Genomic DNA, 13,542 nt, shown 5'->3' on the forward strand with positions numbered 1-13,542 from the left:
AAATTCGATAACGGATCTCAGCATGCAAGCTCAGGCAATATCACCAATACATCAAGTTGCTCAGCGTAATAGCGCTGCACAGGCTTACCGGTTTATGGGGCAAAGCGTTAGCTACGGCTCACTTAGCCAAGGTGTTATTTCGTTAGCCGAGCAGCTATCAGCCATGGGCTTAAAACGCGGTGACCGCTTAGCTTGTATCGGCCATAACTGTCCGCAACTACTGCAGATCTACTGGGCTTGTGTCGATAGCGGTGTACTCTTCTGCCCCATCTCACCGCGTTTTACCAGCCAGCAAATTATCGAGCTGATGCAGACTCATAGTTATCACCGCTATTGGCTCGCAGCTGACACCCCGGCGGACTCGACACTGATTCAAGCCTTAAATCATCAAAACCAGTTTGAGTCAGTGACGCTAGATTTTACTCGCCAAAGCCAGCGGTCAGCGCCAGCCCTAGAGCCTCACATCGCCGTTAACGCTATTCTCACCTCCGGCAGCAGCGGTACACCTAAAGCCGCCGCCCACAGCCTAGCGAATCATATCGCCAGCGCCAAAGGTTCGAGAGAATTAATAAAGTTAGCAGCAGAAGATAGCTGGTTATTGTCGCTACCACTGTTTCATATCGGTGGCCTCGCGATTTTAAACCGCTGCGCCCTCGCAGGCGCCTGCGTGGTATTTGAAGACAAGCGGCTATCACTCGCCCAGCAGCTTGTTCGTGACAAGATTAGCCACCTCTCCTTAGTGAGCGCACAACTGCAGCAGCTGCTTGCAAATAGTGATAGCGAAAATGCCAATAACGACTGCTTAAACCAAGTCAAAGCCATGCTACTCGGAGGCGGCGCGATCTCAGGCGACCTATTAGCAGAATTAGCCAAGCGCGACATAAAGGCCTACACCAGCTACGGCATGACAGAGATGGGATCGCAGATCACCACAGGCATTGCCCGCACCGACGGATCCAGCGGCAAGCTGTTATCGGGACGAGAACTGAAGATTATCGATGGTGAAATATGGCTAAAAGGCGAGTGTCTGTTTCTTGGATATTTAAGCGAGGACGGTTTAAATTTACCGCTCAATAAAGACGGCTGGTTCTACACCAAAGATCTAGGCCACTTTGATGCAAACGCCAATCTCTGCATCGACGGCCGCGCCGATAACATGTTTATCAGCGGCGGCGAAAACATCCAACCCGAAGAGATAGAAGCCGCTTTAAAGCTGCACCCGTTAATCAGCGATGCCATCGTGTTCCCTGTGGCAGATGCCAAGTTTGGTAATCTCCCAGCAGCCATTCTTAAGTTAAATGAGAGTAAGCTGAATAACAGTTCAGCTAACCAGCCTTTGGAAGCCGAGCTAACAGAGTTCCTCGCCGACAAGATCGCCCGCTTCAAAAGGCCAAGGCAATATTACCCTTGGCCAGAGGTCAGCAGCGCCGGGATTAAGGTTGTACGCAAACAGGTGATAGAGGCAGTTAAGCGTTAGCGACTTAATCACCAGCGCTGCTTTGCGGCATCCAGCTTTTAAGGCACGAAGTGAGTTGACTTGTTAAGTGCTTTCATTGGATTGCTCTTTGATTTGTTTTTGGACTGCCAATAACAACATGCCAGCAGTAATATCAATTACAGCCCATAACTCTTTAGGGAGATGTATTTTTATTATTGGATTGAACACTATTGCACATAGACCAAACACCCAAGGCAAAACTTCATTTTTTCTCTGATGAGCTACTAGAGCTGCCCACACAAATACGACCGTTGCGACTAAACGAAGCAGCATATAATACCCGTAAGGTAATGGAGCAACTCCTAGAAATAGCAAAACTGATGCAATATATATAACAGCGACTGGCATTATCTACGACTCTCCAATACTCCAGAAACCATTGAAATAATTAAAATCGCTATAAATGGTCCCAAAAATAAACCGCCCGCCTGCAACCAAGACCAATGCCATACTGTTACTGCGCCGAACATTCCAACGACCGTACCAACTAAAGGAATATAGGCAATAACAAAAGCTAGTGGCGCGGCAATAATCCAATGTAGCCCCATCCAATCTTCAAGGCCACCCATAACTGCCGCTAGTTGAAATATGCCTAAAATGATGTATCCAACATATAAGATTGCTTGCATGATTTATCCTTACTTTGCACTAAAAGTTTGTATAGTGAACATGTATATTTAACAATCCAATTACCAAAGGCTTTTAAATCAGAACATATTGATTATTAAGACTATATCAAATTTAACTGACTGAGACGAGCACTCGTAATCAACACAATGTACATAGATATAGGCGCAGCTCTCACAACCACACAAAACTGACAGAAAGCAACTTAACTGTTCTGACTGTATGCCCAATTACCTCATTACTCACTTTCACTATCCAATGCAGCTAATTGCCTGCAGCAGGCGTATGTGTAGACACTTCCGTGACACGCAGCAAGTCCATCCCTGGAAGCTCGGCCATGACAAACAACATCCCTGCTTAAAGGCCAGTTCGGCATCCAGCCTCTCGTTCGAGAGCTTGATAACTCCGTTATCTCTCACCAAATCATGGACGGTCACAGCCCTATCTACACTGAGTTAGAAAAGCACAATAATTTCACTACTGAGTTCTTAATTTGAAAACACAAAATTAAAGCTCCCCGTTTTGTCACAGGAAACACTAACTCCCCATCGACGTTGCCGAGGTCATTGAAGATAAATCGCGTGAGCGAGTCATGGATAATGGAATGGACCCATCCACTTTTAATCGGCCTCGCAATGGGCCACGATGTAGTTGCTTAAACTCATCAGAAAGAGGACGGGTCCACTATGAACATTACTACAATTGGTCTTGATATCGCAAAGTCCGTTTTTCATTTTGTTGGCGTTAATAAAGCCGGAAAGCTTGTCAAAAAGAAGATAATTAAGCGCAAAGAGTTAGTGCTTTTTCTTGCTCAAATAGAACCTTGCCTTGTTGTGATGGAAGCCTGTGGCGGTGCAAACTATTGGGCTAGGGAGTTCGAGAAAGTTGGCCATCAAGTTAAGTTAATAGCACCCCAGTATGTCGTTCCCTACAGACAAGGAAATAAGAATGACTATAACGATGCACTTGCGATAGCTGAAGCAGCACAACGCCCCAACATGCGCTTTGTAGAGCCTAAGCCAGTAGAGCAGCAAGATATTCAGATGCTGCATCGAATGAGAGAAAGACTAAACAAACAATCTACTGCACTGATAAATCAAGTGAGAGGTATGCTCGCTGAGTACGGCATTGTCATCACAAAAGGAAAAGCGTCTTTTAGGACAAAGCTACCAGATATTCTAGAAAATGCCGATAACGAATTAACAGTCAAAGGCCGAAGTGTTTTTTATCAACTATATGAAGAGTTTAATGACATTGAGAAGCGACTTAAAAACTGTGATGCCCAAGTTCAACAAGAGGTGAAAAGTAACCAAGTATGCCAGCGCTTAGAAAGCGTACCAGGCATTGGCCCTGTGACTGCCACAGCATTTTATGCAGCTGTTGGGCAAGGTAAAGATTTTACCAATGGGAGACATTTTTCAGCATGGTGCGGTCTAGTACCCAAACAGCATAGTAGTGGCGGGAAAAATAATTTGCTTGGTATTAGTAAGCGAGGAAACGCTTATTTGAGAACGCTATTTATCCACGGGGCAAGAACTGTCTTACAGCATAGTTCTAATAAAACTGACAGATTTAGTTGCTGGGCTAGCGCACTTGCAGAAAGGCGTGGCTTTAACAGAGCTTGTGTTGCCGTAGCTAATAAGCTTGCACGAATAGCGTGGGTTATAGCAGCAAGAGAAGATGAATACCGTATCACAGTATAAATTAATCATTAACGCGTCAACTTAACGAGATAATCATAAGTTTTGCTAACCACCAAGTTGCCAAGATAATTGATTTGATGATGAGACAGTCAGACTGTTCTGCTTAAAACCTTGCTTCGCCACAGGCTCTAAAGAAGCCGTAAGGATGATAAGGAAAGTAGAAGCAAATATCCATCAGGGCCAGAGGAGTACCTCAATAACAGGCCGAATATATGGGTGCAATGAACTCTTCTCAAAGTCGATATTAAATATCTTGCAAACCGGATGGGTCCATATATGGCGATTCTGAAGCGATAGCGATTTTCGAAAATGAATGAGGATCAACAACTTCGTCGGGGCGGCTGGGGAGATGCAAGAGGGGGTAGCTGTTGACCCCTTCTTGCCCGAGTGTGAGCTGGAAGCTCACGACCTTTATCAAGCGCAGCTTGATTAATTCTGTTGTTAGACGCAGTCTAACTTAGAAGTCAGGCATCGCCTGATGACTTAAATGGGCTTTTGGCATAAATGTTCCAGACATAAAAAAACCTGCTTGGGTAAGCAGGTTTCATTTATTGCTAAAGCCATTGAGCACACAATGGAAACTAGGCTTCCATACAGCCTTTAAGCTTATTCATTGCATTCTTTTCCAATTGCCTAATACGTTCAGCCGACACTTGATAAGTCGCCGCTAAATCTTGCAATGTGGTCTTGTCTTCATCTAACCAACGCGCTTTTAGAATATGTTGGCTACGCTCATCGAGAGTCTTAATAGCCGATAACAAACGCGCTTGGTTATTCTGTTCCCAGTTGTCATTTTCAACTTGAGACGCTAAATCTGATGAATGATCTTCAAGGTAATGCATAGGAGCATAATCTTGTTCATCATCGTTGTCGCTAGCCAGATCAAATGCAGGATCTTGCGCCGCCATGCGTGACTCCATCTCGGTCACATCGGCTTTCGACACACCGAGACTCTCAGCTACCATGCCCACTTCACTATCGCTAAACCAGCCTAGACGCTTTTTAGCCTTACGCAGGTTAAAGAACAACTTACGTTGTGCTTTAGTGGTCGCCACTTTAACTATGCGCCAGTTTTTAAGCACATATTCGTGAATTTCAGCTTTAATCCAGTGCACGGCAAACGATACTAAGCGAACGCCCACATCTGGATCGAAACGCTTAACCGCCTTCATCAGGCCGATATTACCTTCTTGGATCAAGTCAGCTTGTGGAAGACCATAGCCAGAGTAACCTTTTGCAACATGTACCACAAAACGTAAGTGCGACATAATCAACTGTTTCGCAGCCTGTAGGTCACCAGTTTCTTGCAGACGCTTCGCTAGCTCATATTCCTTATCCGCTTCCAACATTGGGATGTTGTGTGCTGAATGAACATAAGACTCGAGGCTTCCACTACTTTGGGGAACCATTAGTGCCATTGATTGCGTTTGAACTGTCATTTACGCTCCTACTACTTCTTACAAATGTCTTGCTAAAATCAACTTTCTGGCCATTCCTTGCTGAAATGGACAATGAACTATCGACTAATTGACAAAATATGTCAACCATCCACTTTATCTAATATGCGTCAATACTCATTATTACTGACTAGAGTCTTACATCTAGTTATAGGCAGATCAAATGAAACAAAGTTCATCTTTTGGCCCATCTCCTGTCAGCAGTTAAACCTGAACTACGACGGCTCTATTGCTCTTAAATGCTGGCGAACAGAAAGATATGAACCTAACCAACCTAAGAAAGATGCCAACAACACCAATTGCCCTAATTCAGCAAAGGTGAGTGATTCCATTTGCAGCTGGCTACCATATAGGCCCAGTAGCTCACCTAAGGCCGAGTCTAAATATAAGACCAGTAGATTAATTATAATCCAAGCTAAAATCCCGCCAATGACTCCGTACCAGATCCCGGTATATAAGAAGGGCCGCTGAATAAAAGACTCTGTGGCACCAACTAGCTTCATCACCTCGATTTCGGTACGGCGGTTCATAATCGCTAAGCGGATGGTGTTACCAATCACGAGCACCACGGCTAGCACTAGCAGAGCGGCAATCGCCAATACTGTGCGCTCCAATAGCTTAACGACGGCCTGTAAACGCTCTAGCCACTCAATATCTAATCGGCCGAAGCTAACCTCCGGCTCCTGCTCAAGCTTACGCAGCAGTTCGCGCGCGCCTGCGGGGCTAGAATACTTAACACTGGGCGTCACCATCACTACGGCAGGCAGTGGGTTAGAGTCCAAATAAGATAGCGCCTCACCAAAGCCTGATAAGCGTTGAAACTCTTCAAGCGCCTGATCACGATCGATATAATTGACATCACTCACCTCAGGGTAAACCTTAAGGCGAGTAATCAAGCTTTGAATGCTGGTTTCGCTGCGGCCTTCATCAATAAACAAGGAGATTTCGGCGGCACTGTTCCAAGACTCGGTAATGGTTTCGGCATTTTTAACCAACACTTGCAAAGCCGCCGGTAAACTTAGACTCACGCCCAGAACGGCCATGGTCATAATAGACGAAACGGGGTTACGCCAAAGCTCGCCAATACTGGCCATCGCATGCTGAATATGACGAATAAAAAACATCACTATTCGACCTGAGAAGGGCAATTTACTACGATTTATCTGAGGTTGCTTGCTCATAGTTTATTCTCAGTTAATGCCGAGGCCGTCTTGAGCATTTAGCTCTTCAGCGCCGAGAACTCGGCCCTGTTTAAGGGTTAAGGTTCGATATTTCATTCGTGCAATCAAGCCTAGATCATGGGTTGCGATAAGTACCGTGGTCCCTGCATCGTTGAAGGTTTCAAACAGACGCAGAATATCCATAGATAGCTTAGGATCTAAGTTACCAGTCGGCTCATCGGCTAATAATAGTGGCGGCTTGTTCACAATCGCGCGAGCGATACCCACTCTTTGCTGTTCACCACCCGATAGCATGATGGGGTTATGGCGCTCTTTGCCATATAAACCCACCATATCTAAGGCTCCAGCAACACGTTTGCGGATCTCACCAATCGAGAAGCCCTCGATAATCAAAGGCAAGGCAACGTTATCGAATACACTCTTGTTCATCAGCAAGTGATGATTTTGAAAGATCATACCAATATCACGACGCAGGTAAGGCACCTGCGAGCGAGTCACCTTGGCGATATCATGACCATTAATTGAAACGCGACCACCGTTAGCTCTTTCGATAACGGTGATCAGCTTGAGCAGCGTACTCTTACCCGCACCTGAGTGACCAGTTAAAAAGGCCATCTCACCACGCTTTAGATGAAAATTCACATCCGCGAGGGCTTTTTGCCCGCCGGGATAGACTTTACTTACCTGCTCAAATCGAATCATTAATAAGATTTCTTGTTAGTTGGCATTAATAAAAGCACCCCTTGGGGTGCTTATCTTTAGCTATTTTTCAGCAACGCTGAGTATAAGCTAACGTTATTTGGCGTCTTTGTCGTCTTTTGTTTGGCTAAACAAGGCTTCGATAAAGTCTTTAGCATCGAACGTACGTAAGTCGTCGATCTGCTCACCAACACCGATATGACGAATTGGAATACCAAACTTGTCCGCAATAGCAAAGATCACTCCGCCCTTAGCAGTACCGTCTAGCTTACTGATAGTAATACCCGTGACACCTACAGCCTCTTGGAACAGTTGCGCCTGGCTAATCGCATTCTGACCTGTGCTCGCATCTAAGGTTAACATCACCTCGTGCGGGGCAGCTTCATCTTGCTTCTTCATCACACGGACAACTTTCTTCAGTTCGTCCATCAAATGAGCCTTGTTCTGCAAACGACCAGCTGTATCGGCAATCAGTACGTCAACATTACGAGCACGAGCCGCTTGTAATGCGTCAAATAACACTGATGCACTGTCAGCACCAGTATGCTGGGCAATAACCGGAATATCGTTACGTTGACCCCAAACTTGCAGCTGCTCAACAGCGGCGGCACGGAAGGTATCACCCGCAGCCAACATCACCGACTTACCTTGTTCCTGATACTGTTTAGCCAGCTTACCAATGGTGGTGGTTTTACCCACACCATTCACACCCACCATTAAGATCACAAATGGACCATCGGCATTTTCAGGGATCAGTGGCACAGATACAGGGTCTAGCGTCTTTTGCATCTCTTCACGTAGAAGATCGTATAGCGCTTCACCATCTTTTAGCTGCTTACGGCTTGCCTGCTCAGTTAGGTTCTTAATCAAACGTGTGGTCGTTTCGACGCCCACATCGGCGATCAATAGCTGTTCTTCTAACTCTTCAAAAAGATCATCATCGATCTTCTTACCGCTAAACAACCCAATAAAGCCGCTACCAATACTCTCACTGGTACGCTTTAGGCCACGCTTAAGACGGGCAAACAAACCTTCTTTTACTGGCTTAGCCTGTGGCTCTGGCTGTTGCTCTTCTGCTTGCTGTGCAGCGGCTTCTGCTGCAATTCTTTCTGCTTCGACTCTTTGAGCCTCGGCTTGTTCTGCTGCAATTCTTTCTGCTTCAAGACGTTCTGATTCAAGACGTTCAGCTTCTAGGCGTTCTTGCTCGATACGCGCAGCTTCTGCTTGCTCAGCTGCTAAACGAGCCTGCTCTGCTGCGACTCTTTCTGATTCAAGACGTTCAGCTTCTAGGCGTTCTTGCTCGATACGCACAGCTTCTGCTTGCTCAGCTGCTAAACGAGCCTGTTCTGCTACAACTCTTTCTGCTGCAACTCTTTCTGCTTCAAGACGTTCAGCTTCGATACGTTCAGCTTCAACTCTTTGAGCTTCGGCTTGAGCTGCTTGTGCGGCTTGTTCAGCTGCGACTCTATCTGCTTCGATACGTGCAGATTCAAGACGTTCCTCTTCAACTTGAGCAGCCTGCCCTGCTGCCAAGCGTGCTTGTTCGGCTTGCTCAGCGGCTAAACGAGCCTGTTCTGCTTCGATACGTGCAGATTCAAGGCGTTCGGCTTCAATTCTTTGAGCTTCGGCTTGACCTGCTTGCTCATCAGCTAATCTCTGGGCTTCAGCCTGCTCAGCAGCAACTCTTTGAGCTTCAACCTGAGCCGCTTGCTCACCTGCTAATCTCTGGGCTTCAGCCTGCTCTGCTGCAACTCTTTGAGCTTCAACCTGAGCCGCTTGCTCATCCGCTAATCTCTGAGCTTCAACCTGAGCCGCTTGCTCATCTGCTAATCTCTGAGCTTCAGCTTGCTCGGCCTCAATGCGTGCAGCTTCGGCCTGCTCGGCTGCGACTCTTTCTACCTCAAAACGCTCAGCTTCGATTCTTTCAAGTTCAAGCTTTTCAGCTTCTAGTTTCGCCGCTTCAGCAGCCTGCGCTTCTTCTTTAGATTTATCCTTGCGGAACCAGGAAAAAAAACCTTTCTTTGCCATGTGTTATACCGGTGCTCAAATAGCTGTACATAAATGCATTAGGGTGGAGGACGTTATATCAAAATCCAGCTCAAATTACGCTGATAAAAACAGCAAAAACGCCATTCATACGGATTCTATCGACTGCTTTTTACCTTTTAGCTGTGCTTTGATATAAAATAACGACCTAAATTCAGACGCCATAGTCTACCACTTTCTTTCATTAGGCAAAATCACGAGGACACCATGGTCAAAAAAAGACCTTCTAGCGGTCAAGTTAGGATTATTTCAGGCCAGTGGCGCTCTCGAAAGTTGCCCATTCACGACCTTGAAGGGCTACGCCCAACCACAGATCGCGTTAGAGAAACGCTGTTCAATTGGATTGCTAACGATGTGCGCGGTTCCCGCGTACTCGACTGCTTTGCTGGTAGCGGTGCATTAAGCCTTGAGTCACTGTCACGATATGCCAGCTACGCCAAGATTTTCGAGCTTCAGGCTCAAGCGGCGAAACAGCTTATAGCCAACCTAGCCACATTAAAATGCGATAACGCAGATGTCATCAAGGGTGACAGCCTAGCGTTACTGGCGAATAAGCCAAGCGAAGGCTTCGATCTAGTCTTTATCGACCCGCCTTTTAGAAAGTCACTGGCAGAGAAAAGCATTAGCCTTATCGATCAGCACCAATGGCTAAACCATGATGCGCTGATCTATGTGGAAACAGAGAGTGAAATATCGCTGCTTAACGTACCTGCTAGCTGGGCATTACTGAAAGAGAAAAAAGCAGGCCAAGTGATCTACCGTTTATATCAGTATTCAGCTGAAGCGGTTATTGAAGAGCTTAATGGCACGAGTCGCGATACAGAGGAAACAAACTAAATGAAAGTCATGCTAGTTCTAGGAAGAATTGTCACCGCGCTTGCTTGGTTGATGATGCTATATAATTTAATTTCGCCCTTTGAAGGCGGCATTGCAGTGGCTCTAAATATTCTGTTTGTAATGACAATATTGATGCACTGCTTTCAAACCTTTATTTTCCATAGCCTATTTAGCAAATTACTCGAATTGAAAAAGAGTGACTATTTGCAAGTATTCCTGTTTGGGGTCTTTAGCCTACTGCAGTACCGCAAGCAAGTTATGGATAAGCAGGCTCAAAGCTAGGTTCTAACAAAAAAGGGACTAGATCCTGGGACGCTTCGCTGCGAGGGTGGGCTGCGCCCTGCTAGGAAAATCAAAAGACTTACGGGCTAAAGCCCGACCTACAACAGTAAGATTGAAGCTGCTTTTTTGTCTTAGCTTTTCCGTCTTAGCTTTTTTCCGTAAGCGCAGCGTTCCGTCAGTGATGCAGTCACGTTCCCTAGGCCGCAGGCCGTTCGTCTTAGCTTTAAAAGAAGAACCTAGGTTCTAGGACGCTGCGCAGCGAGATTGGGCTACACCCAGCTAGGAACAGCCAAAGCCAAAAGCACCACCTTTTCCGGCTTAGCTTTCCCGGCTTAGCTTTAAAAGAAGAACCTCGGTCCTAGGACGCTGCGCTGCGAGATTGGGCTACGCCCTGCTAGGAACAGCCAAAGCCAAAAGCACCATCTTTTCCGTCTCTTAGCTTTCCCGGCTTTTACCGCCTTTGCTTTTCCTAGGACCTAGGACTTTAGTTCCTAAAACCTTTCTCAGCTCTTCCTAGCACCTTCTTTACTTTCCGACTCTTAAAAACAAAAAAGCCCCAATTAAGGGGCTTTTAGCGATTTAACTTGCCGACATTAAGTCAGGTTATGCTCTAGGCTTGTGCCTGAGTATTATCCCTTAGGATAAACGTGAGCAACACCTTTGTGACAGTCTACACAAGTCTTACGCTTGTCTTCATCTTTCTTGAAGTTGTTAGCGTGCATTCTCTTCGCCATCTTCTTCATAGTTTCAGGCTGGTTCTCGTAGATACGAGTGTGACAGTGCTGACAGTTAGCAGAGTCATTGCCTTTGAAATACTTAAGCGCTAGATCGGCTTGCTCTTTACGGTTTTCATCCAACCACTCTTGAGTGTTGAAACCGTCGATAGTTAGGTAACCGTATAGATCTTTAGATACGATGATCTTCTTAACTAGGTACTTAACTGGGTTGTGTGGAAGGTGACAATCTTGACATTGTACCGTGATACCAGCACTACCGCCGCCGTGAGCAGATGCAAGCACTTCATCTTTTAATGAATGATTGCTGTGACAGCTCATACAGAACTCATCTGTACTCGTTGCATGTAAAGTTTGCTGTGTAGCAAAGTAGCCAACAACACCGACAACGACACCGACAACCAATAATGCCAGAATCGAAAATTTTGCGCTGGGTTTAAATAGTGCTCGCCAGTTCATCACTCATCTCCAAGTATTTAATTTTTATATCGATGTAAGTTAACTTCATCTCTATTTATGCGTTCAGTATAAACTAGATCTTACTCATTTATCTGGAACTAAAAGTGCAAAATGAGACATGGCTCTAACTCTGTCTTTGGCGCCAACTTCTGCTTATATTATATGCACTATCACTAAAGCTACTCTAAGACCTTGATTATCGCAAGGTTAATACACTATCAACTTGATATAAGAGCGGTTTGAATTATTTTGTTTTAATTTCTTTTAGATCTGAAAGAGAGGCAAGTCACGGCCATAAAAACAAAAAAGTTATGATTTTTGAAACTATTTCAATAGAACTTAGGTCTATTGAATTACATCGGGTTTGTTACATCACTTTAAGGTCTGGCATGCGCAAGCAAATAGCATATTTAGTCTTTTTCATCGCACTAGTTGGGCAATTTATTTTGTCTCCAGCGATGGCTATGCCTAAATATTTACATGCTAGCTCCCATGCAGAACAACATATCGAGCCCCAAGCATCACACTTGCAAACTTTGCTAACCGATAGTTTCGCCTCATCCCTTGGCGCTGATGAGCAGATGAACTGTGACTCTGAAATGCCAAATTTAAGTCTAGTCAAAATCGACTGCGATGCCTTATGCGATATCTTAGGTGCAGGTAATTGTGTATCCCACTGTGTATCGGCGCCAGGGATTATCGAACAGCATCAATTGAGTCTGAACTATCTCAACTCGACAGCCAGTGTACAAACCAGCTTTTGGTCTCCTCAGACCGTTGAACTTTCGTCCGCGAATCCCCCTCCCATCAGTATTTAAGCTGTAACTCATCTTTAGCTATTTGCAAAGGCTAGTGACTAAATCCACTCTAAGTATTACCTACAAATAGCCATCTACAGAATCATCAGCCTGTGGTTATCAAATCGAAATTGATATCGAATTCTATAACTGGGCTAGGGCTATCAGTCTTAAGGTAAAGCACTGATTGCCATATCAATTATCTGACTTTGTTTGGAGTCTATTATGAAAAAATTTATCAGCGTAATCGCACTATCAATTGCAAGTTTCGCATCTCAAGCCGCCTCAGTGTCTTTTCCTGAATCGATTGAAGTCTTAGCCGTTAATGGATTAAGTAACGTCGATAGCCGTTACCTAGAGCTAGATCAGGGGCAGAACCTGATTGAAGTTCAATACCGTGACTTGTTTGAAACCAACGCCGAAGATTCGAACTGGGTAAGGTCTGAACCACTGTATCTCTATATCGACCTTGAAACTACGGCCAACTATAAGGCGTTCACACCGAATATAGTGTCTGAAGAAGATGCCTATCTATTCATCGACAATCCAACCATTAAACTTAACGATGGAATGGGCAGTGAGAAACAGGTCAGCCTAATGACTCACGGCCAACTTATGACAAAATTACTGCTATCAAAACAGTAAAGTAGTTATCTATTCTGAAATAGGGATGGCACATTGAGCCAACAAAATTGTGAAGTTAATCAATGTGTCACTCTTTTCCTATGGTAGACTTAACCCAGTTTATTATTTTGGATACACCATGCTTAGCATAATCCGTCGCCATACATTGTTAGCCTTTACGCTACTCGCTTTGTTGAGTCAGCTAGTGCTATCTAATGGATCGCTGATGGTACCCAATGCAATGGCTGATGATATGCCAATGATGAACATGCAATACGGAACAGAATGTCACCCAGTTCAAATGGATGAAGACACTCATTGCTGCGAAGCTGAAACACAAATGCAAATGCTTCCCGGCAACCCTCAGCCTTGCTGCAACGGCAATGGATCATGCCAGAGTGACTGCAGCCATTGCTTGGTTATTTCTGTAACAGGTACCCTGTTTAGTGCATCACCTTGGCCAGGGTTTAGCACTTCCGAAATTGTAATGGCCACTCCTATGCCTCATTTCCACTCTATTTCATTGCCACAAGATTTAAGACCTCCAATCGCTTAAACAGAGACTCTGTGTCTCTTGCGAATACCTATTCGCACCTAA

At 45.2% G+C, this 13,542-nt stretch carries 14 protein-coding genes; 7 read left to right on the top strand and 7 right to left on the bottom strand.

Going from position 1 to position 13,542, the window contains the following annotated elements:
* Window positions 1–22 precede the first annotated feature (22 nt).
* Window positions 23–1,477: an o-succinylbenzoate--CoA ligase gene (gene menE / locus SPEA_RS20855; RefSeq protein WP_012157165.1), complete on the top strand. Its 1,455-nt coding sequence runs from the start codon at window positions 23–25 to the stop codon at window positions 1,475–1,477.
* Between the two features lie 63 nt (window positions 1,478–1,540).
* Here menE and SPEA_RS20860 read toward each other — a convergent pair whose 3' ends face one another.
* Both SPEA_RS20860 and SPEA_RS20865 read right to left on the bottom strand, forming a co-directional pair.
* Window positions 1,541–1,846, bottom strand: a complete 306-nt coding sequence (locus SPEA_RS20860; protein ID WP_041411148.1) for a DUF6804 family protein — start codon at window positions 1,844–1,846, stop codon at window positions 1,541–1,543.
* A complete protein-coding gene (locus tag SPEA_RS20865; protein WP_012157166.1) occupies window positions 1,846–2,127 on the bottom strand; it encodes a hypothetical protein in 282 nt (93 codons plus the stop codon). The genes SPEA_RS20860 and SPEA_RS20865 overlap by 1 nt, the downstream gene beginning before the upstream one ends.
* A gap of 684 nt (window positions 2,128–2,811) precedes the next feature.
* On the opposite strand from SPEA_RS20865, the gene SPEA_RS20870 reads away from it, so the two are divergent.
* Window positions 2,812–3,828: an IS110-like element ISSpe2 family transposase gene (locus tag SPEA_RS20870; RefSeq protein WP_012153491.1), complete on the top strand. Its 1,017-nt coding sequence runs from the start codon at window positions 2,812–2,814 to the stop codon at window positions 3,826–3,828.
* 581 nt (window positions 3,829–4,409) lie between these two features.
* Here the strand turns inward: SPEA_RS20870 and rpoH are convergent.
* From rpoH to ftsY, 4 genes are all read right to left on the bottom strand, one after another.
* Window positions 4,410–5,267, bottom strand: a complete 858-nt coding sequence (gene rpoH / locus SPEA_RS20875) for an RNA polymerase sigma factor RpoH (protein WP_012157167.1) — start codon at window positions 5,265–5,267, stop codon at window positions 4,410–4,412.
* A gap of 233 nt (window positions 5,268–5,500) precedes the next feature.
* A complete protein-coding gene (gene ftsX / locus SPEA_RS20880) occupies window positions 5,501–6,466 on the bottom strand; it encodes a permease-like cell division protein FtsX (protein ID WP_012157168.1) in 966 nt (321 codons plus the stop codon).
* A gap of 9 nt (window positions 6,467–6,475) precedes the next feature.
* On the bottom strand, window positions 6,476–7,168 hold the full coding sequence (ftsE, locus tag SPEA_RS20885; RefSeq protein WP_012157169.1) for a cell division ATP-binding protein FtsE: 693 nt from the start codon (window positions 7,166–7,168) through the stop codon (window positions 6,476–6,478).
* Between the two features lie 93 nt (window positions 7,169–7,261).
* On the bottom strand, window positions 7,262–9,193 hold the full coding sequence (gene ftsY / locus SPEA_RS20890) for a signal recognition particle-docking protein FtsY (protein ID WP_012157170.1): 1,932 nt from the start codon (window positions 9,191–9,193) through the stop codon (window positions 7,262–7,264).
* Window positions 9,194–9,418: 225 nt separating this feature from the next.
* On the opposite strand from ftsY, the gene rsmD reads away from it, so the two are divergent.
* Both rsmD and SPEA_RS20900 read left to right on the top strand, forming a co-directional pair.
* Window positions 9,419–10,048 (top strand): 16S rRNA (guanine(966)-N(2))-methyltransferase RsmD, encoded by a 630-nt coding sequence (rsmD, locus tag SPEA_RS20895; protein ID WP_012157171.1) that lies wholly within the window; start codon window positions 9,419–9,421, stop codon window positions 10,046–10,048.
* On the top strand, window positions 10,049–10,330 hold the full coding sequence (locus SPEA_RS20900) for a DUF1145 domain-containing protein (protein WP_012157172.1): 282 nt from the start codon (window positions 10,049–10,051) through the stop codon (window positions 10,328–10,330).
* Window positions 10,331–10,959: 629 nt separating this feature from the next.
* Here SPEA_RS20900 and SPEA_RS20905 read toward each other — a convergent pair.
* The gene (locus SPEA_RS20905) at window positions 10,960–11,523 is read right to left on the bottom strand and encodes a NapC/NirT family cytochrome c (RefSeq protein WP_012157173.1); all 564 of its coding nucleotides are present in this window, start codon (window positions 11,521–11,523) and stop codon (window positions 10,960–10,962) included.
* 389 nt (window positions 11,524–11,912) lie between these two features.
* Between SPEA_RS20905 and SPEA_RS20910 the strand changes: the two genes are divergently transcribed.
* From SPEA_RS20910 to SPEA_RS20920, 3 genes are all read left to right on the top strand, one after another.
* Window positions 11,913–12,341 carry a hypothetical protein gene (locus SPEA_RS20910; RefSeq protein ID WP_012157174.1) on the top strand — a complete coding sequence of 143 codons (429 nt, stop codon included), beginning with the start codon at window positions 11,913–11,915 and terminating at the stop codon, window positions 12,339–12,341.
* A gap of 204 nt (window positions 12,342–12,545) precedes the next feature.
* Window positions 12,546–12,965, top strand: coding sequence for a DUF2057 family protein (locus SPEA_RS20915; RefSeq protein ID WP_012157175.1), 420 nt, complete (start codon window positions 12,546–12,548; stop codon window positions 12,963–12,965).
* A 118-nt stretch (window positions 12,966–13,083) separates the two neighbouring features.
* Window positions 13,084–13,500, top strand: coding sequence for a hypothetical protein (locus tag SPEA_RS20920; protein ID WP_012157176.1), 417 nt, complete (start codon window positions 13,084–13,086; stop codon window positions 13,498–13,500).
* Window positions 13,501–13,542 lie beyond the last annotated feature (42 nt).

The organism is Shewanella pealeana ATCC 700345, assembly GCF_000018285.1.
Taxonomy (GTDB): domain Bacteria; phylum Pseudomonadota; class Gammaproteobacteria; order Enterobacterales; family Shewanellaceae; genus Shewanella; species Shewanella pealeana.